The sequence below is a fragment of the Yoonia vestfoldensis genome (assembly GCF_002158905.1).
GTDB classification, from domain to species: domain Bacteria; phylum Pseudomonadota; class Alphaproteobacteria; order Rhodobacterales; family Rhodobacteraceae; genus Yoonia; species Yoonia vestfoldensis_B.
In genome coordinates, this window is record NZ_CP021431.1 from 3,530,906 (window position 1) to 3,552,848 (window position 21,943).

General features: G+C 60.0%; 23 protein-coding genes. 11 read left to right on the forward strand and 12 right to left on the reverse strand.

Features of this window, described 5'->3' with window-relative positions:
- Nucleotides 1-11 precede the first annotated feature (11 nt).
- Nucleotides 12-2,651, forward strand: coding sequence for a DNA mismatch repair protein MutS (mutS, locus tag LOKVESSMR4R_RS17715; protein ID WP_420645895.1), 2,640 nt, complete (start codon nucleotides 12-14; stop codon nucleotides 2,649-2,651).
- Between the two features lie 9 nt (nucleotides 2,652-2,660).
- Here mutS and LOKVESSMR4R_RS17720 read toward each other — a convergent pair whose 3' ends face one another.
- Nucleotides 2,661-3,176: a nucleotide exchange factor GrpE gene (locus LOKVESSMR4R_RS17720; protein ID WP_420645919.1), complete on the reverse strand. Its 516-nt coding sequence runs from the start codon at nucleotides 3,174-3,176 to the stop codon at nucleotides 2,661-2,663.
- Between the two features lie 51 nt (nucleotides 3,177-3,227).
- A complete protein-coding gene (gene hrcA / locus LOKVESSMR4R_RS17725; RefSeq protein ID WP_087213533.1) occupies nucleotides 3,228-4,292 on the reverse strand; it encodes a heat-inducible transcriptional repressor HrcA in 1,065 nt (354 codons plus the stop codon).
- Between the two features lie 115 nt (nucleotides 4,293-4,407).
- Here hrcA and rph point away from each other — a divergent pair, with 115 nt between their 5' ends.
- From rph to hemW, 3 genes are read left to right on the forward strand one after another with little or no spacing between them, the layout of a single operon-like run.
- Nucleotides 4,408-5,115 (forward strand): ribonuclease PH, encoded by a 708-nt coding sequence (rph, locus tag LOKVESSMR4R_RS17730; protein ID WP_087211489.1) that lies wholly within the window; start codon nucleotides 4,408-4,410, stop codon nucleotides 5,113-5,115.
- Nucleotides 5,115-5,723: an RdgB/HAM1 family non-canonical purine NTP pyrophosphatase gene (gene rdgB / locus LOKVESSMR4R_RS17735; RefSeq protein WP_087211490.1), complete on the forward strand. Its 609-nt coding sequence runs from the start codon at nucleotides 5,115-5,117 to the stop codon at nucleotides 5,721-5,723. Before rph ends, rdgB begins: the two co-directional genes overlap by 1 nt.
- A complete protein-coding gene (hemW, locus tag LOKVESSMR4R_RS17740; RefSeq protein WP_087211493.1) occupies nucleotides 5,716-6,864 on the forward strand; it encodes a radical SAM family heme chaperone HemW in 1,149 nt (382 codons plus the stop codon). Before rdgB ends, hemW begins: the two co-directional genes overlap by 8 nt.
- On the opposite strand, the gene LOKVESSMR4R_RS17745 is transcribed toward hemW, so the two are convergent.
- From LOKVESSMR4R_RS17745 to hemJ, 7 genes are all read right to left on the reverse strand, one after another.
- A complete protein-coding gene (locus LOKVESSMR4R_RS17745; protein WP_087211495.1) occupies nucleotides 6,861-7,748 on the reverse strand; it encodes a ParB/RepB/Spo0J family partition protein in 888 nt (295 codons plus the stop codon). The two genes, hemW and LOKVESSMR4R_RS17745, sit on opposite strands and share 4 nt — an antisense overlap.
- 4 nt (nucleotides 7,749-7,752) lie before the next feature.
- Nucleotides 7,753-8,550, reverse strand: coding sequence for a ParA family protein (locus LOKVESSMR4R_RS17750; protein WP_087211498.1), 798 nt, complete (start codon nucleotides 8,548-8,550; stop codon nucleotides 7,753-7,755).
- Nucleotides 8,540-9,154 carry a 16S rRNA (guanine(527)-N(7))-methyltransferase RsmG gene (rsmG, locus tag LOKVESSMR4R_RS17755; RefSeq protein WP_087211501.1) on the reverse strand — a complete coding sequence of 205 codons (615 nt, stop codon included), beginning with the start codon at nucleotides 9,152-9,154 and terminating at the stop codon, nucleotides 8,540-8,542. The genes LOKVESSMR4R_RS17750 and rsmG overlap by 11 nt, the downstream gene beginning before the upstream one ends.
- 4 nt (nucleotides 9,155-9,158) lie before the next feature.
- On the reverse strand, nucleotides 9,159-11,030 hold the full coding sequence (gene mnmG, locus LOKVESSMR4R_RS17760) for a tRNA uridine-5-carboxymethylaminomethyl(34) synthesis enzyme MnmG (RefSeq protein WP_087211504.1): 1,872 nt from the start codon (nucleotides 11,028-11,030) through the stop codon (nucleotides 9,159-9,161).
- A gap of 12 nt (nucleotides 11,031-11,042) precedes the next feature.
- Nucleotides 11,043-12,323 carry a tRNA uridine-5-carboxymethylaminomethyl(34) synthesis GTPase MnmE gene (gene mnmE / locus LOKVESSMR4R_RS17765; protein ID WP_087211506.1) on the reverse strand — a complete coding sequence of 427 codons (1,281 nt, stop codon included), beginning with the start codon at nucleotides 12,321-12,323 and terminating at the stop codon, nucleotides 11,043-11,045.
- A 30-nt stretch (nucleotides 12,324-12,353) separates the two neighbouring features.
- Nucleotides 12,354-13,625, reverse strand: coding sequence for a transcription termination factor Rho (rho, locus tag LOKVESSMR4R_RS17770; protein ID WP_087213535.1), 1,272 nt, complete (start codon nucleotides 13,623-13,625; stop codon nucleotides 12,354-12,356).
- Between the two features lie 116 nt (nucleotides 13,626-13,741).
- Nucleotides 13,742-14,191, reverse strand: a complete 450-nt coding sequence (gene hemJ / locus LOKVESSMR4R_RS17775) for a protoporphyrinogen oxidase HemJ (protein ID WP_087211510.1) — start codon at nucleotides 14,189-14,191, stop codon at nucleotides 13,742-13,744.
- Between the two features lie 409 nt (nucleotides 14,192-14,600).
- Between hemJ and LOKVESSMR4R_RS17780 the strand changes: the two genes are divergently transcribed.
- The 4 genes from LOKVESSMR4R_RS17780 to dnaQ are packed head-to-tail and all read left to right on the forward strand — an operon-like array spanning nucleotide 14,601 to nucleotide 17,289.
- Entirely contained in the window at nucleotides 14,601-15,200 is a 600-nt protein-coding gene (locus LOKVESSMR4R_RS17780; RefSeq protein ID WP_087211513.1) for a Maf family protein, read from the forward strand.
- Nucleotides 15,197-16,024 (forward strand): shikimate dehydrogenase, encoded by an 828-nt coding sequence (locus tag LOKVESSMR4R_RS17785; RefSeq protein ID WP_087211516.1) that lies wholly within the window; start codon nucleotides 15,197-15,199, stop codon nucleotides 16,022-16,024. Before LOKVESSMR4R_RS17780 ends, LOKVESSMR4R_RS17785 begins: the two co-directional genes overlap by 4 nt.
- Nucleotides 16,021-16,599: a dephospho-CoA kinase gene (gene coaE / locus LOKVESSMR4R_RS17790; RefSeq protein WP_087211518.1), complete on the forward strand. Its 579-nt coding sequence runs from the start codon at nucleotides 16,021-16,023 to the stop codon at nucleotides 16,597-16,599. The genes LOKVESSMR4R_RS17785 and coaE overlap by 4 nt, the downstream gene beginning before the upstream one ends.
- Before the next feature lie 3 nt (nucleotides 16,600-16,602).
- A complete protein-coding gene (dnaQ, locus tag LOKVESSMR4R_RS17795) occupies nucleotides 16,603-17,289 on the forward strand; it encodes a DNA polymerase III subunit epsilon (RefSeq protein ID WP_087211521.1) in 687 nt (228 codons plus the stop codon).
- On the opposite strand, the gene secB is transcribed toward dnaQ, so the two are convergent.
- Nucleotides 17,286-17,792, reverse strand: a complete 507-nt coding sequence (secB, locus tag LOKVESSMR4R_RS17800) for a protein-export chaperone SecB (RefSeq protein ID WP_087211524.1) — start codon at nucleotides 17,790-17,792, stop codon at nucleotides 17,286-17,288. The two genes, dnaQ and secB, sit on opposite strands and share 4 nt — an antisense overlap.
- 58 nt (nucleotides 17,793-17,850) lie before the next feature.
- On the reverse strand, nucleotides 17,851-18,330 hold the full coding sequence (locus LOKVESSMR4R_RS17805) for an FxsA family protein (RefSeq protein ID WP_087211530.1): 480 nt from the start codon (nucleotides 18,328-18,330) through the stop codon (nucleotides 17,851-17,853).
- Between the two features lie 111 nt (nucleotides 18,331-18,441).
- Between LOKVESSMR4R_RS17805 and LOKVESSMR4R_RS17810 the strand changes: the two genes are divergently transcribed.
- The 3 genes from LOKVESSMR4R_RS17810 to LOKVESSMR4R_RS17820 are packed head-to-tail and all read left to right on the forward strand — an operon-like array spanning nucleotide 18,442 to nucleotide 20,687.
- On the forward strand, nucleotides 18,442-19,101 hold the full coding sequence (locus LOKVESSMR4R_RS17810) for a Tim44/TimA family putative adaptor protein (RefSeq protein ID WP_087211534.1): 660 nt from the start codon (nucleotides 18,442-18,444) through the stop codon (nucleotides 19,099-19,101).
- A gap of 42 nt (nucleotides 19,102-19,143) precedes the next feature.
- A complete protein-coding gene (locus LOKVESSMR4R_RS17815; RefSeq protein WP_087211538.1) occupies nucleotides 19,144-20,103 on the forward strand; it encodes a murein transglycosylase A in 960 nt (319 codons plus the stop codon).
- Entirely contained in the window at nucleotides 20,103-20,687 is a 585-nt protein-coding gene (locus tag LOKVESSMR4R_RS17820; RefSeq protein WP_087211541.1) for a Smr/MutS family protein, read from the forward strand. Before LOKVESSMR4R_RS17815 ends, LOKVESSMR4R_RS17820 begins: the two co-directional genes overlap by 1 nt.
- On the opposite strand, the gene LOKVESSMR4R_RS17825 is transcribed toward LOKVESSMR4R_RS17820, so the two are convergent.
- Nucleotides 20,670-21,905 carry an MFS transporter gene (locus tag LOKVESSMR4R_RS17825; protein WP_087211543.1) on the reverse strand — a complete coding sequence of 412 codons (1,236 nt, stop codon included), beginning with the start codon at nucleotides 21,903-21,905 and terminating at the stop codon, nucleotides 20,670-20,672. The two genes, LOKVESSMR4R_RS17820 and LOKVESSMR4R_RS17825, sit on opposite strands and share 18 nt — an antisense overlap.
- Between the last annotated feature and the right edge of the window lie 38 nt (nucleotides 21,906-21,943).

Sequence of the window (21,943 nt, forward strand, 5' to 3'; positions counted from 1 at the left end):
CTGGATAGGGTATGGCGAAGGTTCGCGGGGGCAAGATGAACACGACAGCCACACCCATGATGGCCCAATATCTGGAAATCAAGGCGCAGCATCCCGACGCCCTGCTGTTCTATCGCATGGGCGATTTCTACGAGATGTTCTTTGACGATGCCATCGCCGCCGCCGAGGCGCTGGATATCGCGCTGACCAAACGCGGCAAACATGATGACGCCGATATCCCGATGTGCGGTGTGCCGCATCATGCCGCCGAAAGCTATTTTCTGACGCTGATCCGCAAAGGGTTTCGCGTCGCGGTCTGCGAACAGATGGAAAGCCCGGCCGAGGCCAAGAAACGCGGGTCCAAATCCGTGGTCCGGCGCGAGGTTGTCCGCTTGGTCACCCCCGGCACCCTGACCGAGGATTCGCTGCTGGATGCGCGGCGGCATAATTATCTGGCGGCATTTCATATCGTGCGCGACCAAGGCGCGCTGGCTTGGGTCGATATCTCGACAGGGGCGTTTCATGTGATGCCCTGCGCGGGGGCGAAACTGGGGCCGGAACTGGCCCGCCTGACCCCACGCGAAGTCATCGTCGTGGACAGCGCACAAGCCGATTGGACCGGATTAGTGTCTGAATCAAGCGCTGTGCTGACAACTTTGGGCGCGGCCGCCTTTGACAGCACGGCAGGGGAAAAGCGGCTCTGCGCGCTGTTCAAGGTGGGGTCGCTGGATGCTTTTGGCGCATTCGAACGGGCCGAGATTGCCGCCATGTCCGCTGTCGCCGAATATCTGGATATCACCCAGCGCGGCAATCTGCCCCTGCTGCGCCCGCCGATGCGCGAAACCCAGAAATCCGCGATGCAGATCGACGCCGCGACACGGCGGTCGCTGGAATTGACCCATGCGCTGGCGGGTGGACGGCAGGGATCATTGCTGGCCTGTATCGACCGGACGGTGACGGCGGGCGGCGCGCGGCTGTTGGAACGGCGGCTGGCCTCGCCCAGCTGCGATCTGGGGATCATCACCGCGCGGCAGGATGCGGTGGCTTTCATGCTGGATCAAACACGGCTTTGCGATGATATCCGCGACGCTTTGCGCGGCACGCATGATCTGGACCGCGCTTTGTCGCGTTTGGCGCTGGACCGTGGCGGGCCGCGCGATATGGCCGCGATCCGCAATACGATTGCGCAGGCCGCACGATTGCCGATGCAGCCCGATTTGCCGCCGCTGCTGGCCGATGTCGCACGCGATCTGACGGGGCATGATGATCTGCTGGCCTTGCTCGATGCCGCCTTGGTCGCCGAACCGCCGCTGCTGGCGCGCGATGGCGGGTTCATCGCGGCAGGCTATGACGCGGAACTGGACGATGCGCGCAAGCTGCGCGACGAAGGCCGGTCCGTGATCGCGGGGATGCAGGCCGATTTCATCGCGCAGACGGGGATTACCTCGCTCAAGATCAAGCATAACAATGTGCTGGGCTATTTCATCGAGACCACGGCGACCCATGCCGAAAAGATGTTCGCCCCGCCGCTGAACGATACCTTCATCCACCGGCAAACCACTGCGAACCAAGTGCGTTTCACGACATTGGACCTGTCCGAGATCGAAACCCGCATCCTGAATGCAGGCGGCCATGCGCTGGAGATTGAAAAGCGGCTCTATTCCAGCCTGAAAGAGGCTATTCTGGCGCAGGCCGGGCCGCTGGGTGCGCTGGCCCGCGCGCTGGCCGAGGTTGATCTGGCCACCGCGCTGGCGCATCTGGCGCGCAGCGAAAACTGGGTGCGCCCGAAACTGGACGACAGCCGCGCCTTTGCGATTACCGGCGGGCGGCATCCGGTCGTGGAAATGGCGCTGCAAAAGCAAGGCGCGCCCTTTGTCGCCAATGATTGCGCGCTCAGCGATGCGCGGGTCTGGTTGCTGACGGGGCCGAATATGGCGGGTAAATCGACCTTTCTGCGGCAGAATGCGCTATTGGCGATACTCGCGCAGATGGGCGGGTTTGTCCCTGCGACAGCGGCGCATATCGGCATTGTCAGCCAGATTTTCAGCCGTGTGGGCGCATCGGATGATCTGGCGCGCGGGCGGTCAACCTTCATGGTGGAAATGGTCGAAACGGCGGCGATCCTGAACCAGGCGGATGACCGCGCGCTGGTGATTTTGGACGAAATCGGGCGCGGCACGGCGACTTATGATGGCTTGTCCATTGCTTGGGCAACGCTGGAACATCTGCATGATGTGAACCGCTGCCGCGCGCTGTTCGCCACCCATTACCACGAGATGTCGGCACTGTCGGCGAAACTGGACGGGGTCGAAAACGCGACCGTCACGGTCAAGGAATGGGACGGCGACGTGATCTTCCTGCATGAGGTCAAACGCGGCACCGCCGACCGCAGCTATGGCGTGCAGGTGGCACGGCTGGCAGGGCTGCCGCAGGTCGTGGTGGACCGCGCCAAGGTGGTACTGGAAGCGCTGGAAAAAGGCGAACGCGAGGGCGGGCGCAAAGCAATCGTCGATGATCTGCCGCTATTCGCGGCCATCCCCGCCCCGGCAGCCGTGAAACAGCCCGGATCAGAGGTCGAGGCGCGGTTGAAAGAGGTCCTGCCCGACGAGCTGACGCCGAAAGAGGCGTTGGCGTTGATTTATGAGCTGCGGGGGATGGTGGCGCCGGGGTAAAACCCCGGCCTACGATGCCGGTGTCGATGACACGCCAACCTGCGCGGGGCGCAGCAGGCGGTCGTGCAGCATGAAACCTTCGGCAGCGACCTGGATGATATCGCCCGCCTTGGTGCCGGGCAGCGGGGCCTCGAACATGGCCTGATGCAGCTGCGGATCAAAGCGGTCACCGACCTGCGGCACAATCGGGTCGATCCCATGTTTCTTGAACACGGAAATCAGCTCGCGCATGGTCAGTTCAACACCTTCCAGCAGAGCCTTGTTCACGTCCTGCTCTGCCTCATCGGCCGATTGCAGGGCGCGGCGCAGGTTGTCGTAGATCGGCAGCATATCGCGGGCGAAACGGGCGCTGCCGTAGTTTTCAGCCTCGCGGCGGTCGCGGTCGGCGCGTTTACGGGTGTTTTCGGCATCGGCCAAGGCGCGCATGAATTTATCGCGGAAATCGTCCCGCTCTGCGCGCAGCATCTCTAGCTCTTCGATCCCAGCCTCGACGGCTTGATCCATTGCATCGCCTTCGGCGGCCATTTCATCAAGGCTTTGGAATGCGGCGTCTTTATCGGCCATATTTATCTTCCTTCAGGAGCGGTCGGCAATCATCTTGCCCACCAGCTGTGCAGTGTAATTCACGATCGGCACGATCCGGCCATAGTTGAGCCGGGTCGGACCAATGACACCCACGGCGCCAATGATCTTGCGGTCGGCGTTCATATAAGGGGAAACGACCAGAGATGAACCCGTCAAAGAGAACAATTTGTTTTCCGAGCCGATAAAAATGCGCACGCCGTCACCATCCTGCGCCAGATCCAGAAACTGGGCGATGTCACGCTTGCGTTCCAGATCATCAAACAGGCTGCGAATGCGGTCGAGATCGCCTTCGTTTTCCTTGTCAGTCAACAGATTACCACGGCCGCGCACGATCAGGCGTTCGGTCGCCTCGCCCTCGTTTTCCCATAGGGCCAGGCCGCTTTGGACCAATTCGGCGGCCAGGCTGTCGATTTCACGGCGGCGCGTCTTGATTTCACGCGCGATCACCTGCCCCAGTTCGGACAATGTATGCCCTTCGGCGATGGCGTTGAGGAAATTCGCAGCCTCGCGCATGGATGACGGGGTCTGGCCGGGGGGTGGCGTGAAAATGCGGTTTTCAACATGGCCATCGGCAAAGACCAGCACCACCAGCGCGCGATCCTTGTTCAAGGACACGAATTCGATGTGCTTGATCGGGGCTTCGTGTTTCGGGGTCAGCACAAGGCTGGCACCATGTGTCACACCGGACAAGGCCTGCCCGACCTGATCCAGCATGGTGGCGACATCGCTATCGGCGGATTGCATGGTCTGGTCGATGGCCTGCCGGTCCTTGCCATCCAGATCACCAATTTCCAACAACCCATCGACGAACATCCGCAGGCCCAGCTGCGTCGGCACGCGCCCCGCGCTGATATGAGGACTGCCCAGAAGCCCAAGATATTCAAGGTCTTGCATCACATTGCGCACGGTCGCGGCGCTGACCTTTTCCGACAGGGTGCGGGTCAGGCTGCGCGAACCGACAGGCGCGCCGCTTTCAAGATAGCCTTCGACGACGCGGCGAAACACTTCGCGCGAGCGGTCGTTCATCTGGGCGATATTCGGGGTCTGATCCGGCAATTTGACCTCTTTCAGGGCGATGGCAGTTAAGGCCAAGTTGCACCGCGCGTCAATCGGGGTTGGATTTCAGATGTGGGCATACTATGCCCGCAAGGCAAGCAACAGGAGTATTCCCATGCGTCCATCTGGCCGTCAGATCAACGAAATGCGCAAGGTCACGATCGAGACCAATGTCACGATGCATGCGGAAGGGTCCTGCCTGATCAAATGCGGCAATACCCATGTGCTATGCACCGCCACGATCGACGAACGGGTGCCGCCGTTTCTGAAGAACTCGGGCCTTGGCTGGGTGACTGCGGAATATGGCATGCTGCCCCGCGCGACAAACACGCGGATGCGGCGCGAGGCCAAAGAAGGCCAATCCGGCCGCACGCAAGAGATTCAGCGCCTGATTGGCCGGTCGCTGCGTGCCGGTGTGGACCGTGTCGCGCTGGGTGAGCGGCAGATCATCGTGGATTGCGATGTGATCCAGGCGGATGGCGGGACGCGTTGCGCCTCGATTACCGGGGGTTGGGTGGCGCTGAAACTGGCGGTGCTGAAGCTGATGAAGACAGGCCAGATCAGCAGTGACCCGCTGGTGGACCCTGTCGCCGCGATCTCTTGTGGCATCTATGCTGGGCAGGAAGTGCTGGATCTGGATTATCCCGAAGACAGCGAAGCCGGCGTCGATGGCAATTTCGTCATGACAGGTGGCCGGCTGGTCGAGGTGCAGATGTCAGCCGAAGGCGCGACCTTCAGCCGCGCGCAGATGGACGGATTGCTGGGCCTTGCCGAAAAAGGCGTGGCAGAGCTGACCGCCTTGCAATTGGCCGCGGTGCGCTGATGCGCAGGTTCACGGGCGATCATCTGCTGGTGGCGACCCATAACAGGGGCAAGCTGGAAGAGATTGCCGATCTTCTGGCACCTTACGGCGTCAAGATCAGTGCCAACGCGGATCATGGCCTGCCCGAACCAGAAGAAACCGAGACGACATTCGTCGGCAATGCGCGGATCAAGGCGCATGCCGCAGCACAGGCAACCGGCCTGCCCGCCCTGTCCGATGACAGCGGGATCACGATTGACGGGTTGGGCGGCGCGCCGGGGGTCTATACGGCAGATTGGGCCGAAACACCGCAGGGGCGCGATTTTATCATGGCGATGGAACGGTCCTGGGCGGAACTGGAGGCCGCAAACGCCCCCTATCCGCGCCTGGCGCAGTTTCGCTGCACATTGGTGCTGGCCTGGCCCGACGGGCATGATGAAGTGTTCGAAGGCGTGATGCCGGGCCAGATCGTCTGGCCGATGCGCGGCGATCAGGGACATGGCTATGACCCGATCTTTCAACCAGATGGCTATGACCAGACTTTTGGGGAAATGGACCGCTGGGAAAAGAACAAGATCAGCCACCGGGCTGATGCTTTCCGCAAGCTGATCGCGGGCTGTTTTGGCTGAGGATTGGGAATGCGGCGGCTTTGGCCTTTATATCCATTGGCCCTTCTGCCAGGCCAAATGCCCCTATTGCGATTTCAATTCACATGTCGTGGCACAGATCGACCACAGGGCATGGGAGGCTGCTTATCTTAGCGAAATCAGCCGGTTAGGTGCTGAGACCGAAGGCCGTGTGCTGCGGTCGGTGTTCTTTGGCGGCGGCACGCCCAGCATGATGGACCCCGCCCTTGTCGATGCGGTGCTGACGCGGGTGCGCGCGACATGGCCGATGGCCAATGATATTGAAATCACGCTGGAAGCGAACCCGACATCGGTCGAGGCGGACAGGTTCGCGGGCTATCGTGCGGCGGGTGTGAATCGCGTTTCTATGGGGATTCAGGCGCTGAATGATCCCGACCTCAAGGCGCTGGGGCGGCTGCATGGGCGCGACGAGGCGCTGCGCGCCTTCGAGATCGCACGGGGGGTTTTTGAGCGGGTGAGTTTTGATCTGATCTATGCGCGACAAGGCCAGACCCTGGCCGCCTGGGAGGCGGAATTGCGCGAGGCGCTAAGCCTCGCCGTGGATCACCTGTCGCTTTACCAGCTGGCAATCGAGGACGGGACCGCCTTTGGTGACCGCTATGCAGCGGGCAAGCTGCGGGGACTGCCCGATGACGATGCGGCAGCAGATATGTATGCGCTGACGCAAGAGATTTGCGCGGCACATGGTTTTGCAGGCTATGAGGTGTCAAACCATGCGCGACCGGGCTGCGAGAGCATCCATAACCAGATCTATTGGCGCTATGGCGATTATGCCGGGATCGGGCCGGGGGCGCATGGGCGGCTGACGCTGGACCGCCGCCGCTATGCGACCGAGGCCGGGCTGGCGCCGCTGGGCTGGCTGGCGCAGGTCCGCAAGACCGGCAATGGCGATCTGTCGCGCAGCCTGCTGGACGAGGCAGCGCAGGCGACAGAACGGCTGTTGATGGGGATGCGGTTGACCGAAGGCGTGTTGCTGGAACGGCTGGATATGGCGGCTTTATCAAGCAAGATCAAAGATTTAGCTGATATGGGCATGGTCGAGATAGCCGAGGATCGGCTGCGCGCGACGGCCGCCGGCCGGCCTGTTCTGAATGCTGTCCTGCGGACCTTGCTGGCGGATTAATTCCCCGCCAGCGCGCGCAGCAGATCATCAAGCTGATCCAAGGATTTATAGCTGATCGAGATCTTGCCGCCTTCATCGCCCGCCTTGTGATCGATCGTGACCTTCATGCGCAGGGTCGCAGAAAGCTCATTTTCGATCTGGATCGTATCGGGATCCTTGGGGACCGGCGCGCCGGGAACGGAACGGCGTTTAAGCGCGGGGCCTTTTTTGGCGAGGTTTTCAGCCTCTCGGACAGAGAGTTTGCGCTGAATATATTCGCGCGCGAGCGTCACGGCCTGAGGATGGCCGACAAGCGTGCGGGCATGGCCAGCGGTCAGCGCGCCAGAGACAAGATAGCCCTGCACCTCTTCTGGCAGTGACAACAGCCTGAGAAGATTGGCGATATGGCTACGGCTTTTGCCCAGGGCCGTGGCCATCTGGTCCTGGGTATGGCCGAATTTATCCATCAATTGGCGATAGCTGGCCGCCTCGTCCACAGCGTTAAGATCGGCGCGCTGGATGTTTTCGATAATCGCGACTTCGAGGACTTCGGTATCGGAATAATCGCGCACCAGCACCGGAATCTCGTGCAATTTGGCGATCTGTGCGGCGCGCCAGCGCCGTTCGCCCGCGACAATTTCATAGCTGTCGGGGTCCTGCGGGGACCGGCGCACGATCAGCGGCTGGATGATCCCCTTTTCAGCGATAGAGGCCGCCAATTCGCGCAAGGCATCCTCGGCAAATGTACGGCGGGGCTGGTCGGGATTGGGGCGGATACGTTCCACCGGGACAATCAAATCGGGGCGCGGCGTGCCGGTCTGCGACGTTTCGGGCTGGCCGACATCGGACATCAACGCCGACAGGCCCCTGCCCAGACCACGCGGGTTTTTCGTGCTGCGTGCCATGATGCTAAGCCTTTTGCTTTTTTGATTTCTTTATGATTTCGCGGGCCAATGCGCGATAGGCGATACTGCCCTTGGAGGCCGGGTCATAGGTCAGCACCGGCATGGCGAAAGAGGGCGCCTCGCTGAGGCGGACATTGCGGGGAATGACGGTCTTGAACACCATGTCACCCATGTTTTCGCGCGCATCCTGTTCGACCTGCAGCGACAGGTTGTTGCGGCTGTCATACATCGTCAGCACGATGCCTTCGATCCGCAGATCGGGATTGGCGGATTGCCGGACGTCACGCACCGTCAGGATCAGTTGCGACAGCCCTTCGAGCGCGAAAAATTCGCTTTGCAGTGGGACAAGAATGGATTGCGCCGCCACCATCGCATTGACCGTCAATATATTGAGAGAGGGTGGGCAGTCGATCAAGATATAGTCGTATCCGGCAACATGTTCCAGAACATCGCGCAGCAGGAAACTGCGTTTCTTGTTATCGAGAAGCTCCATATCAGCCGAGCTGAGGTCGGTTGTCGCCGGGATAATCATCAAGCCGGACACATTGGTGGGCTGTGCCGCCTCTGACACGGTCGAATCGCCGGACAAAAGGTCATAGGTCGTGATATCACGCTGATCCGCAGCGACGCCAAGCCCGGTAGAGGCATTGCCCTGCGGATCAAGATCAATCAACAGGACCCGCTTTTTCAGTTCTGCAAGGGCGGCGCCGAGGTTGATGGTCGTCGTTGTCTTGCCAACCCCGCCCTTCTGATTGGCGATCGCAATGATTTTGGGACCAACTTTCGCGGTATCAAGCGGCACGGGATATCCTTTGAATCAGGAGAATGCGTGCATCAGGATCAGTCAAACTGGGCTGTTCTTCAAGCGCAAAGCGCCAGTTCTGTTGCGCTTCGTCAATTTCTGCGCGCACCTGCCGGCCTTTGTGCAAAATCGCGACCCCGGCGGGCTGCATATGGTAGGAAACAAGCGGTAAGAGAACCGACATACTGCCCAAAGCACGGGCTGAAACGACATCGGCGTTACTTGGCGGGACATCCTCGATCCGGTCAGCAAAGACGCGCGCAGCCAGCCCCAGCTGCCGTATGGCGGTGCGCAGAAAGGCAACTTTGCGCTGGTCGCTTTCAATCAGGGTGAATTGCGCATCCGGATGCTGCGCCTTGCCCAGGATCGCGGCAACGATACCCGGAAAGCCGCCACCGCTGCCAATATCCAGCCAGAGGCGAAAATCATCGGGCGCATAACGATAGATCTGGACGGAATCAACGATATGACGGTCCCAGATCAAAGCCTCGGAACTGGCGCTGATCAGGTTGATCTTGGGCGTCCATTTCAGAACCAGCGCCGCAAAGGCCTGCAAATCCACCATTGTTTCACGTGAAACATCCACCCCGCCGATCGTCACCATGTCGTCAGGATCCAGTCGCTGCCAGCGCGCGACGCTTGATCGCCGCGACCAGCAACATCAGCGCCGCAGGTGTCATACCTTCGATCCGGCCCGCCTGCGCGATGGATGTCGGGCGGGTTTTCTGCAATTTCATCGCCAATTCCGTCGAGAGCCCGCGCACATCCGCATAATCGAGATCATCGGGAATCGCCTGCGCCTCGTCCCGTTCCAATGCCGAAACGTCCTTTTCCTGGCGCAGAATGTAATGCGCATAAAGCGCGTCTTTCTTGACCTGGTCCTGAATATCCGGCGCGATATCTGTTGTTTCTGGCTCGATAGCGGTCAATTGGGCGAATCCGAAATCTGCCAGGGCCAGCGCCTCTAACGCGGTTTTGCGTGGGCCATCGGCGTTCAGCTGCACACCTGCCGCCGCAATATCCCGTGCCGATAGGCTGATCGCCCCCAGCCGCGTTTTGGCATCGGCAATCTGGTCCATCTTGGCGCTGAATGCCGCCCACCGCGTGTCATCAACGCACCCGATGGCCCGGCCACGCGCGGTCAGGCGTTGGTCCGCATTATCAGCGCGCAAGGATAACCGGAATTCCGCCCGCGAGGTGAACATCCGGTAAGGCTCTGACACGCCGCGGGTGATCAGATCATCGACCATCACGCCGATGTAAGATTCCCGGCGGCTGAACAGAATAGCATCTTTTTCAAGCGCGACCGTAGCGGCATTCAAACCAGCGACCAGGCCTTGTGCGGCTGCTTCTTCATAACCTGTCGTGCCGTTGATCTGGCCAGCAAGATATAGCCCCGGCACATCGCGCAATTCCAGCGTCGGGCGCAGGGCGCGTGGATCAACATAATCATATTCGATGGCATATCCCGGTTGCAGGATCACCGCATCTTCCAGCCCATGGATCGAGCGCACATAATCCCGCTGCACATCTTCGGGCAGCGATGTCGATATCCCGTTGGGATAGATCGTGTGATCATTCAGGCCCTCGGGTTCGAGGAAAATCTGATGCGAACCCTTATCGGCAAAGCGCACAACCTTATCTTCAATCGATGGGCAATAGCGCGGCCCTACCCCGTCGATATGGCCGCCATACATCGCAGACCGCCCTAGATTGGCACGGATGATGTCATGCGTGTTTTCATTCGTATGGGTGATCCCGCAATTAACCTGCTGGGCAACGACCCCTGTCGATAGAAAGGAAAACAACACCGGATCATCGTCAGATGGCTGGCTTTCCAGCGCGTCCCAGCGAATCGTCCGGCCATCCAGGCGTGGCGGCGTCCCAGTTTTCAGCCGGCCCATCGGTAAACCGAACCCGTCCAGCCGTTCGGCCATGCGCACGGATGGATCATCCCCCATGCGTCCACCGGGCCGAGAGATATCGCCGATATGAATCACGCCGCGTAGAAAAGTACCCGTCGTCAGAATGACTGATCGCGCCGTCAGGACCTGCCCATCGCGCAGATGGATACCGGCCACCCGGCCATCCTGCATCACAAGATCAGTGGCCTCGCCTTCCAGGATCGCCAGGTTTTGCTGGGCAGAGAGCATCGCCTGCATCGTGTCGCGGTAAATGGCCCGGTCGGTCTGCGCGCGCGGGCCTTGGACGGCTGGTCCTTTCTTGCGGTTCAGCAAACGAAACTGGATCCCCGCCCGATCAGCGACATGACCCATGACGCCACCCATTGCATCAATCTCGCGGACCAGATGACCCTTGCCCAATCCGCCAATCGCCGGGTTGCAGGACATCACTCCGATTGACCGATGCGTCAAGGTCACCAGCGCGGTGCGTGCACCCATTCTTGCAGCGGCATGCGCGGCCTCGCTGCCAGCATGGCCACCACCGATGACGATGACGTCATAATCGTGATGTTTCACGTGAAACACTCCTCATTTGCCGATGCAAAAGCTGGAAAAGATCTCGTCCAGCACCTGTTCTACATCAACCCGGCCGACAAGGCTATCCACCGCGCGGATCGACGTCCGCAAATCCTCGGCGATCAGATCCAGCATGCCGTGACCAGCATCCAGCCCCGCCCCCGCCTCATCCAGCGAGGTCACCGCCCGCAACAAGGCCAGCCGGTGCCGTTCGCGCATGGCCAGCCCTACAGATGCGACGCGCCTGCCCAGTTCATCCGCAATCAGCGCGACCAAGGCATCCACGCCCGCACCGGACAGCCCGGACACAGCAAGCCCGTCACCCGTCTTGATATCGGCCTTGGCCTGCACATAGATATCCCCCGCCGCCAAATCATGCGCCGGCACGGGGCCATCGAGCAGCATGTGAACCCGCAGATCCGCCTGTTCCGCACGGGCACGGGCACGCGCGACGCCCAGGCTTTCGACAATATCATCCGTGTCCCGCAGACCGGCCGTGTCCAGCAATGTCACAGGCAGGCCGTCAAGATCCAGACGCACCTCGATCACGTCACGGGTGGTCCCGGCGATCTCTGAGGTGATGGCCACATCACGCTGCGCCAGCCGGTTCAGCAAGGTCGACTTGCCCACATTCGGCGCGCCAATGATGGCCACCTCGAACCCATCGCGCAACCGTTCGGCCATGCGCACGCCAGCAGCCTCGCGGGCCATCTCGCGGCGCACGCCCTGCAACAGGTCGCGCACTTCGGGGACAACATCAACTGGCACATCCTCGTCGACGAAATCAATCGTCGCCTCTAGCAAGGCCGCCGCCCGGATCAACCGCTTGCGCCAGCTATCCGCAATCGCACCCAAAGCACCCGAAAAGACGCGCAATGCCTGTTTGCGCTGGCTTTCCGTCTCGGCATCAATCAGATCGGCCAGACCTTCGACCTGCGCCAGATCCAGCCGCCCATTGGCCAGCGCACGGCGGGTGAATTCCCCCGCTTCGGCCGGTCGCAACGCCGGATCATCGCCCAGATGGCGCAGCACGGCGGCCACAACCGCCGGGCTGCCATGCAGATGCAGCTCGATCACATCTTCGCCGGTAAAGCTCTTGCCGGAACCAAAGCGCAGCACCAGCGCCTCGTCAAAAAGCGCGCCCTTGCCATCGCGCAAAGCCCGCAGGCCGCGCATCTCTGGCACCGTATCCATCATCCGGGCAGCCGCGACAAAAGCCGCAGGCCCGGACAAGCGAATAACGGCAACACCCGCCCGTCCCTGGGCGGTGGCAAGTGCGAAAATCGTATCCATATCTTTATCTTATTGTATTAAAACAATAAGTTAAGTGTTCATCGAGTCAAAGAAGTCGGAATTCGTCTTGGTCTGCTTCAACTTCCCGATCAGGAATTCAATCGCATCGGTGGTCCCCATCGGATTCAGGATCCGGCGCAGCACATAGGTCTTGGCCAGATCCGCCTTTTCGACCAGCAATTCCTCTTTGCGGGTGCCGGATTTCAGAATATCCATCGCCGGGAAGACGCGCTTGTCGGCGACCTTGCGGTCCAGCACGATCTCGCTATTGCCCGTGCCTTTGAATTCCTCGAAAATCACCTCATCCATCCGGCTGCCTGTATCAATCAGCGCAGTGGCGATGATAGTCAGCGAACCCCCTTCCTCGATGTTGCGCGCCGCGCCAAAGAACCGCTTTGGCCGCTGCAGGGCATTGGCATCAACACCGCCGGTCAGCACCTTGCCAGATGATGGAACGGTCGTGTTAAAGGCCCGGCCCAGTCGCGTGATCGAATCCAGCAAGATCACGACATCGCGCTTATGCTCCACCAAGCGCTTGGCTTTCTCGATCACCATCTCGGCAACAGCAACATGGCGCGTGGCAGGCTCGTCAAAGGTCGATGATACAACCTCGCCTTTCACCGACCGCTGCATATCGGTCACTTCTTCTGGGCGTTCGTCGATCAGCAGGACAATCAGGTAGCATTCCGGATGGTTCTTCTCGATCGAATTGGCGATATTTTGCAACAATACCGTTTTACCCGTGCGCGGTGGCGCCACGATCAATGACCGCTGGCCTTTGCCGATCGGGGCCACCAGGTCAATAATCCGTGCGGACCGGTCTTTAACGGTCGGATCAGCGATCTCCATCGTCAGCCGTTCTTCGGGGTAAAGCGGTGTCAGATTGTCAAAGGCAACCTTGTGGCGCGCCCGTTCCGGATCTTCAAAATTGATCCGTTCAACCGAGGTCAGCGCGAAATAGCGTTCATTATCGTTGGGTTCCTTCATCACGCCTTCGACCGTGTCACCCGTGCGCAAAGAATATTGCCGGATCATGTCAGGCGAGACATAGATATCATCCGGACCAGGCAGGTAATTCGCCTCTGGCGACCGCAGGAAACCGAAACCGTCCTGCAACACCTCCAGCACACCATCGCCGCCGATCACCCATTCATCATCCGCGCGTTCCTTGAGGATCGCGAACATCATATCGCCCTTGCGCATCGTCGACGCGTTCTCGATCTCCAGCTCTTCTGCCATCGACAAAAGGTCTTTGGGGCTTTGTGCTTTCAAATCGGCAAGGTTCAAGCGGTCTTGTTGCATAGGAAGATCCTGTGCCAGCGATATCACCGGCGATGAAGGGACAGATGGGGAAATCAATGACCCGGACGGATCACGCCTGTCTGATAAGCGCGGATGCGGACCGAGTCAACGTGCCTTCAGAATGGCCGCACAATCACAGCCAGGACGATCACCACCATCAAAACCGTGGGCACCTCGTTGAACAGCCGATAGGCCCGCCCCGACCGCGTGTTCTGGCCCGCTGCAAATTCCTTGCGCCGCTTTGCCATCCATCCATGCGCAGCCGTCATCGCCAGCACAGCGCCTATCTTGATCCAGGACCAGGCCGCACCCCAATCAAAGACACCCATGGACAACAGCACCAAACCCGCCAGCCAGGCCACGATCATCGCAGGGTTCATGATCAGCCGCAGCAGCTTGGCTTCCATGATTTGAAAGGTCTGATCCAGCTCTGACCCGACAGCTGCGCGTTCCGCATGATAGACAAACAGACGCGGCAGATAGAACAACCCTGCCATCCAGGCGATCACCGCCATGATATGCAAAGCCTTGATCCAGGGATAAAGCAGGAAGATCAGATCAGGCATCGCGCACTCGCTTTGGTTAGGTCAGCCATCTTTAATAAATATATAGATAGAAAGAAAAGATGATGTTGATTTTAGGTCATCATTTTCCTGTGGCTACTTTTTCCATCCGCAGACTTATCAACAAGGCCTGTCGCGGAAAGGGAAACGGGAAAGAGACTGAAATTTCTAGCAAAGATAATAAATATCAATGCCTTAAGTAAAGTAAAATGCCAGTTATTTCACGCGGTATCGGTCTTGACAGAACCCAATGATCCGATTCTTCCACAGCCTTGATTTATCCTTTCCCACCGTGGAAAAAGCTGGCGGTCGTGGCGAACAAGTCTAGGTTTCTGCACAGCCCGGCGGTAACAGGGTTTTCAAGCTCAGTTTCCCGCCGCATTGCAACGGTGTTTTCCATCGGGTTATCCACATGCAAGACCAGATCATCCTCGCATCGGGTTCCGCGATCCGGGCGCAATTGCTTCGCAATGCAGATGTGCCTTTTTCGGTGCAGGTCGCGCGGATCGATGAAGAGGCCGTGCGCCTCTCGCTGCAATCCGAAAATGCATCGCCGCGCGACATCGCCGACACGCTCGCCGAACTCAAAGCGCAGAAAATCGCCGCCAGAAACCCCGATGCGCTGGTCATCGGTTGCGACCAGGTGCTGGCCTTTGGCCAGGATATTCTGACCAAGCCCGACACAAAGGCCCAGGCGCTGGCCCAATTGCATGCCCTGCGCGGCGGCAAACATCAGCTGCTTTCTGCGTTTGTCATTTATGGCGAGGGTAAACCGCTTTGGCGTCACGTTGGCGTTGTGCGCCTTCATATGCGTGATGCATCCGACGATTATCTGGCCGCCTATGTCGACCGGAATTGGGATCATATCCGTGACGCGGTCGGTGCCTATAAGCTGGAACAAGAAGGTGTGCGTCTTTTTACACGCATCGAAGGGGATTATTTCACTGTTCTTGGCCTGCCTTTGCTTGAACTCTTGTCATATCTGACACTTCGCGGAACATTGCCGTCATGACTCATTTTCCCCGCGCCGGTGTGATCGGCAATCCGGTCAGCCATTCTCTCTCGCCCAAGCTGCACGGCCATTGGTTGCGCCGCTATGGCATTGACGGCAGCTATGACGCCTTGCCGGTGACCGAGGATGCCTTGGAACGCACGCTGCGGTCCTTGCCCGCCCAAGGTTACGTCGGCGTGAACGTCACCCTGCCGCATAAGGTAGCCGTTTTACAGATCGCCGATCAATTGACGGATCGTGCCACGCTGATCGGCGCGGCCAATACGCTGACATTCAAAGAAGATGGCCGTATTTTCGCAGATAATACAGATGGTTATGGATTTATTGAAAACCTGCACCAAGGCGCACCCAGCTGGGATGCCAAGGCTGGCCCGGCTGTCGTTTTCGGCGCCGGTGGGGCTGCCCGCGCCGTGATCATGTCCCTGATCGAGGCTGGCGCGCCAGAAATCATCCTGACCAACCGGACCCGCCCCAAAGCAGAGGCCCTGCGCGCTGATTTCGGCGCGCGCATCCGCATTGTCGATTGGGTGCAGGCGGGGTCTGTTCTGGCCGATGCCGCAACATTGGTGAACACGACATCGCTGGGCATGACGGGTGGACAGGAATTCCGCGTCCCGCTTGACGCTCTGCGCGCGGGCACGGTGGTCACCGATATCGTCTATACCCCGCTGCGCACCAAATTTCTGGATGCCGCCGCGGAAAAAGGCTGTGTCACCGTCGATGGTCTGGGCATGTTGTTGCACCAAGGTGTGCCGGGGTTTGAACGCTGGTTCGGCAAACGGCCAGAGGTTGACGACGACCTGCGCCGCGCCGTTCTGGCATGACGCATTATCTGGGTCTGACCGGGTCGATGGGCATGGGCAAATCGACGACAGCCCAGATGTTCCGCGACGCCGGCGTGCCGGTCTGGGATGCCGACGCCAGCGTTCACAGGCTTTACGCCAAAGGTGGCGCAGCCGTGCCCCTGTTCCGCGATATCTTTCCCGATGCCATCATTGATGGTGCAATCGCGCGCGACAAATTAAAAGACATGATCGCGGCTGATCCATCGGTCTTGGACAAAATAGAACATATTGTGCATCCGCTGGTCGCGGCTGACAGATCGGCATTCATTGCTGCCAATGATGCTGCCATTCTTGTGTTCGACATACCACTTTTGTTCGAAACCGGGGCTGACAGCTGGCTGAGCTCTGTCCTTGTTGTCACCGCGCCCCCGGACGTGCAGCGCGCCCGTATCTTGGCGCGGCCTGGCATGACATCGGCGCATCTTGACAGTATTTTGGCCCGGCAAATGCCGGATGCTGAAAAATGCGCCCGCGCCGATCATGTGATCAAGACGCTGACGCTGGACGGCACCCGCGCCGCCGTGCAAGAATTGATCGGCAAACTGACGGGGTGACTTATGCGCGAAATCGTTCTGGATACCGAAACCACGGGGTTTGAACCGGGTGAAGGCGACCGGATCGTGGAAATCGGCGCGGTCGAATTGGTCGGCCATGTCCCCACCGGCCGGACCTATCACCAATATATCAACCCCCAGCGCGCCATGCCTGCCGAGGCTTTTGCCGTGCATGGGTTGGGTGATGATTTTCTGGCGGATAAACCGCTGTTCAAGGATATCGCGGATGATTTCCTGACCTTCATCGGTGATGCCAAACTGGTGATCCACAACGCCGCTTTCGATATGAAATTCCTCAATGCCGAATTGGGCTGGCTGCAAAAACCCGCCCTGCCGATGGATCGCGCGGTCGATACATTGATCATTGCCCGGCGCAAATTTCCCGGCTCGCCTGCGTCACTTGATGCGCTTTGCCGTCGTTTTGGCATCGATAATGCGGCGCGGACCCTGCATGGCGCCTTGCTTGACAGTGAAATTCTGGCAGAGGTCTATCTGGAACTGATCGGCGGTCGCCAGCCCGATTTCGCCTTGGCCCAAGGCGGCACGCAAAGCAGTAAACAGGATGCGGCGGCCGTGCGTGTCGGTCCGCGCCCAGAGCCTTTGCCGCCCCGCATCACCCCCGAGGAAATCGCCGCCCATACAGCCTTTGTTCAGGCGATGGGCGACGCTGCGTTGTGGAAACGGGCCTAGTTGACGGTTTTCTTGTCGGCCTCGGCACGCCGGGCCAATTCGGCACGGTAAAGCGCCAGAAAATCAATGGTTTCAAGGTTCAACGCAGGGAAACCACCGTCGCGGGTCACGTCGCTGACGATCCGGCGCAGGAAGGGAAAGGTGATGCGCGGGCATTCGATCAGCAGATAGGGATGCATCTGTTCCTCTGGCACGCCTTCGACGTGAAACACGCCCGCATATTCGATTTCCAGCACGAACAAAGGCTCGTTTGCGGCCTTGGTTTTGCTGGTGATGTTCAGCTTGGTGATCACTTCGAACTGGTGGTCTGCCGTCCGCTTGCGGGCATCAAGGTTCACCTGCACCTGAATTTCCGGCTGGGCATCACCTTTGACGCCTTTCTGGGCCAGAATATTCTCGAACGACATGTCGCGAATATATTGGGCCAGAACGCGGCTGGTGATCTGCTGTTGTTGGGGGGCGCCAGCCGCGGCTGGCGCGGCATTGTCGGGTGTATCAGTCATGAAAACCTGCTTTGGTTGCTATTCGGTCGCCTGTTCCTAGCAGCCCGTGTCCGCAGGCTCAATGCCGGGTCCATTTCGATGGCGGATGCGTCGGGCGTTTCTCGGGCGGGACTTCTTCAAAGTCGCCGTCGATGATCGTGTCACTGGGCCGTTGCGACGCGGGATGATGCGGTTGGCGTTCGAATTTCGCAAACCGGATCCGCGCCTTGATCCAATGGAACGCAGCGCGCCGCACGGCAGGGACCAGCAGAGACAGGCCGAGGATATCCGTGAAAAACCCCGGTGTCAGCAGCAAGGCCCCCGCAAACAGGATCATGGCGCCATTTGCCAATGGTTCTGTCGGGTCTTGCAGGTCTGAAAACGAGCGTTGCAGATTGCCCAGCTCGCGCAGGCCTTGATGGCGGACCAGCGCCGAGCCTGCCAGCGCCGTCGCCACGACGATCAAAAGGGTCCACCAGATGCCGATCAACCCGCCTACCTGAATGAACAGGGCGATCTCGATCATCGGAACGGCGATGAATGCAAATAACAGCCACATGATGCGGGCCTTTCACAACTTGTTGGTGGTACAGTGGACTTGACCGCACCCGTGACCTACATAAGAAGCCAAGAGGCATGTTTCCATGCTTTGTTCTGACACGAGGTCCTGATGAACTCTCCGATTATTCAGCTTTTGGTGCTTGCGGGCATCGCTGTTTTCCTGATCCTGCGTTTGCGCGGTGTTCTTGGCACGCGCGAAGGGTTCGAAAAACCCGCCGTGACACGGCAGGAAACCACCACCCGCCGCAAACCTGATTTCGACGTCATCGAAGGCGGGCCGGATCTGGATATCACCGATCACGTCGAAGCAGATTCCGCTGCCGCCAAGGCGCTGGCCGCGATGAAACGTGTTGATCCCGATTTCAACGTCAGCGAATTTCTGGGCGGCGCGCGCGGTGCCTATGAAATGATCCTGATGGCCTTTGAAAACAGCGATCTGGACAGTATCGTCCCGTTCATTTCCCAGGATGTCTATGAAGCCTTCGCCAGCGTCGTCGATGACCGCCAGCGTCAGGGCCTGACCGTCACCGCCAATTTCATCGGGATCAGCGACATGACGCTGGCCCATGCTGAATTTGACGAGACGACGAAAGAAGGCGAAGTCTCGGTCCGCTTCAAAAGCGAGATGACATCCGTCGTGCGCAATGCCGAGGGTGAAATCGTCGAAGGCAGCGAGAAAGAAATCAAGCGGCTTGTCGATACCTGGACATTCGCCCGCAAGATGGATGCAGGCGATCCGAACTGGAAACTGGTCGCCACCGGCGAATGATCTGACAGCTTTTGGCGGCCTTATGGCAAAACAGGCGGCGGGATGGCCAAGGCGACATATCATATCCAGCGTTTCGATGATTTGAACGGATGGGCGGCCGATGAACATCGCGCCGCCCTTGATGTTTTCTGCAAAACGGCGGACCGGATCACCGACCCATGGTGGCAGGCTGCCTGCCATCTGGCCCCCACCAGCACCGATCCGCGCGGATTTTTCGAGATGTATTTCCGCCCCGTGCTGATCAGCGATGGCCAGCCCATGCTGTTCACCGGCTATTATGAGCCAGAGATCTTGGGCGCGCGTGTTGCGGATGACAGGTTCAAATATCCGGTCCACGCGCTCCCGCCCGACCTGCCCAAAGGGGCGACACGCCGCCAGATCGAGCAAGGGCAGCTTGCCAAGGGTCACGAACTGGTCTGGCTATCCGATCCCGTCGATGCGTTTTTCCTGCAGGTCCAAGGGTCGGGCCGCATCAAGCTGCCCGATGGGTCCGTCCTGCGCTTGGGTTTCGCCGCCAAGAATGGGCTGCCCTATACTTCAATCGGCAAGGAACTGGTCGCGCGCGGTGTCACCTCGGCCGATCAGGTGTCGGCTGCGTTCATTCAATCATGGGTCCGCCAGAACCCCGATGCCGGGCGCGATCTGCTCTGGATCAACGAAAGCTATGTGTTCTTTCGCATATTGACCGATCTGGCGGATGATGACGGCCCTATCGGCGCGATGAAACGCCCCGTGACCGCTGGCCGCAGTATCGCGGTTGATCCCGATCATGTGCCTTTGGGCGCGCCTGTCTGGATCGAAAAAGACGCCCCCGACCCGATGACGCGGCTGATGGTCGCGCAGGATACCGGATCAGCGATCAAGGGGGCGCAGCGCGCGGATATATTCTTTGGGACCGGGCCTGGCGCAGGTGCCATTGCGGGCGGCGTCAAACACGGTGGCCGCATGATCGTGCTGCTGCCCATCGCGGTTGCGGATCGTCTGGCGGCGGGGGTCATCTGATGCGCAGGCCCCGCCATCTGTCGCCCGAGGAACGCGCTCTCTGGGACCGTGTCAAAGGCACGACCAAGCCCATGTCCCCCGAGGCGAAACCCGACCCCGCGCCCTTGCCCCCGCTGCGCAAGAAACCTGTCGCGCCGCGCGATCCCTTGCCCGATTTCCACGTCGGCCAAAAGGCCGATGCGCATCGCCCCAATGACCTGTTGCCCAGCATCACGCATCGTCTGGCCAATGCGCCGGTCAATATGGACAGCAAATCCTTTGGCAAGATGAAACGCGGCAAACTGGTGCCAGAGGCGCGGATCGACCTGCATGGCATGACGATGGCCGAGGCGCATCCGGAATTACTGGCCTTCATCCTTGGGTCGCAGGCGATGGGCCGCCGGCTGGTGCTGGTGATCACCGGCAAAGGCAAGGACCGCGACGATGGCGGGCCAATCCCCACCCGCAACGGCGTGCTGCGCCATCAGGTGCCGCAATGGATGGCCCTGCCGCCCTTGGCGCAAGCGATCCTGCAAGTCACCCCCGCGCATCTGAAACACGGCGGGCATGGGGCCTATTACGTCTATCTACGCCGCAGGCGCTAGCGCGATCCGCGCCTGCCTGACCGGCACGATCATGATCAGCGAGGCAAAACCGAACAGCGCGGCATAGCCCAGTTGCTGCACCTCGAACCCCACGCCGATATCGATTAGCCAGCCGCTGAACCCCGGACCAATGGCCGAGCCCAGCACCATCAGCGCCGTCGCCACCGATTTGATCGCCCCGATATGGCGCGTGCCGTAAAGTTCCGCCCAGCAGGCGTTCAGGATCGTGGCCTGTCCACCCCCCGCCAGCCCCATCAGGATGATGGCGATCGCCGTCCACCACAGCGATGGCGCATACCAATGCAACACAAAGGCCAGGACCAGCGGCAACAGATAGACCGGCAATAGCCGCACCGCGCCGAAACGGTCCACCGCCCAGCCATAGATGATCGTCGATAGCAACAGCGCTGCCGTGCCCAGCGGAAAGACTGCGACCAGCGACAGATGCGACCAGCCTTTGATTTCCGCGAAATGCGCCTGATGGAACCAGAAGGCCGTGCCAAACCCCGAAAACGACATGACCGCCGGTGCCATGACCCAGAACATCGGGTGGCGCAGCGCCTCTGCCCTTGTCCAATAGCGGGCATTCATGCCGGTGGATTGGTTGCTTTCGGCCACGGATTGCGGGGTCCGTTCCAGCCGCAGGAGGCGGAACAGCACAGCGCTTGCCAGCAGGCAGAACAGCGCACTGCCCACAAACAGCATCCGCCAGTCGATAAAGGATTTCAGCCAGACCATGGTCAGCGGCAAGGTCGCCTCGCCCAGCATGAAACCAAAGGCGGCGATGGCCAGCGCGCGGCCGCGCGTGGCGATGAACCAGCGTGCCATGGCCACGACGGCGACATGGCTGGTCATGCCTTGGCCGGTGAACCGCAGCGCGAAAATGACGAAAGGCAGCAGCACCACGGCAGGGTTGAACGCCATCGCCAGACAGGCCAGCGCCAGCATCCAGACCACGATGATCCCCAGCCTGCGCACCCGAAACCGGTCTGCCAATCCCCCCGCAAAGACCATCAGCACCGCCGACGCGCCGGTGCCGACCATATAGATCAGGCCCCATTCGCCGTTGGTCAGGCCGTAATCGGCGCGGATCTCGCCCCCGAAGATCGAAATGAAAAAGGTCTGCCCGAAGCTTGACAGAAACGACAACAGCGCGCCCGTCGCAAGGAAGGGCGCGTTGTCGCGGATGAAGGTGAGGTAGCTGCGCAAGCCGGTCATGCCATAGTCATGATCCGGTCCTGCCGCGGGTGCCAGCG

What these genes read in the sequence shown, in the direction of transcription:
- mutS (WP_420645895.1), top strand. Translation starts at nt 12, where the DNA reads ATGGCGAAGGTTCGCGGGGGCAAGATGAACACGACAGCCACACCCATG.
- LOKVESSMR4R_RS17720 (WP_420645919.1), bottom strand. Translation starts at nt 3,176, where the DNA reads ATGGCCGCCGAAGGCGATGCAATGGATCAAGCCGTCGAGGCTGGGATC.
- rph (WP_087211489.1), top strand. Translation starts at nt 4,408, where the DNA reads ATGCGTCCATCTGGCCGTCAGATCAACGAAATGCGCAAGGTCACGATC.
- rdgB (WP_087211490.1), top strand. Translation starts at nt 5,115, where the DNA reads ATGCGCAGGTTCACGGGCGATCATCTGCTGGTGGCGACCCATAACAGG.
- LOKVESSMR4R_RS17745 (WP_087211495.1), bottom strand. Translation starts at nt 7,748, where the DNA reads ATGGCACGCAGCACGAAAAACCCGCGTGGTCTGGGCAGGGGCCTGTCG.
- rsmG (WP_087211501.1), bottom strand. Translation starts at nt 9,154, where the DNA reads ATGGTGACGATCGGCGGGGTGGATGTTTCACGTGAAACAATGGTGGAT.
- mnmE (WP_087211506.1), bottom strand. Translation starts at nt 12,323, where the DNA reads ATGGATACGATTTTCGCACTTGCCACCGCCCAGGGACGGGCGGGTGTT.
- rho (WP_087213535.1), bottom strand. Translation starts at nt 13,625, where the DNA reads ATGCAACAAGACCGCTTGAACCTTGCCGATTTGAAAGCACAAAGCCCC.
- hemJ (WP_087211510.1), bottom strand. Translation starts at nt 14,191, where the DNA reads ATGCCTGATCTGATCTTCCTGCTTTATCCCTGGATCAAGGCTTTGCAT.
- LOKVESSMR4R_RS17780 (WP_087211513.1), top strand. Translation starts at nt 14,601, where the DNA reads ATGCAAGACCAGATCATCCTCGCATCGGGTTCCGCGATCCGGGCGCAA.
- LOKVESSMR4R_RS17785 (WP_087211516.1), top strand. Translation starts at nt 15,197, where the DNA reads ATGACTCATTTTCCCCGCGCCGGTGTGATCGGCAATCCGGTCAGCCAT.
- coaE (WP_087211518.1), top strand. Translation starts at nt 16,021, where the DNA reads ATGACGCATTATCTGGGTCTGACCGGGTCGATGGGCATGGGCAAATCG.
- dnaQ (WP_087211521.1), top strand. Translation starts at nt 16,603, where the DNA reads ATGCGCGAAATCGTTCTGGATACCGAAACCACGGGGTTTGAACCGGGT.
- secB (WP_087211524.1), bottom strand. Translation starts at nt 17,792, where the DNA reads ATGACTGATACACCCGACAATGCCGCGCCAGCCGCGGCTGGCGCCCCC.
- LOKVESSMR4R_RS17805 (WP_087211530.1), bottom strand. Translation starts at nt 18,330, where the DNA reads ATGTGGCTGTTATTTGCATTCATCGCCGTTCCGATGATCGAGATCGCC.
- LOKVESSMR4R_RS17810 (WP_087211534.1), top strand. Translation starts at nt 18,442, where the DNA reads ATGAACTCTCCGATTATTCAGCTTTTGGTGCTTGCGGGCATCGCTGTT.
- LOKVESSMR4R_RS17815 (WP_087211538.1), top strand. Translation starts at nt 19,144, where the DNA reads ATGGCCAAGGCGACATATCATATCCAGCGTTTCGATGATTTGAACGGA.
- LOKVESSMR4R_RS17820 (WP_087211541.1), top strand. Translation starts at nt 20,103, where the DNA reads ATGCGCAGGCCCCGCCATCTGTCGCCCGAGGAACGCGCTCTCTGGGAC.
- LOKVESSMR4R_RS17825 (WP_087211543.1), bottom strand. Translation starts at nt 21,905, where the DNA reads ATGACCGGCTTGCGCAGCTACCTCACCTTCATCCGCGACAACGCGCCC.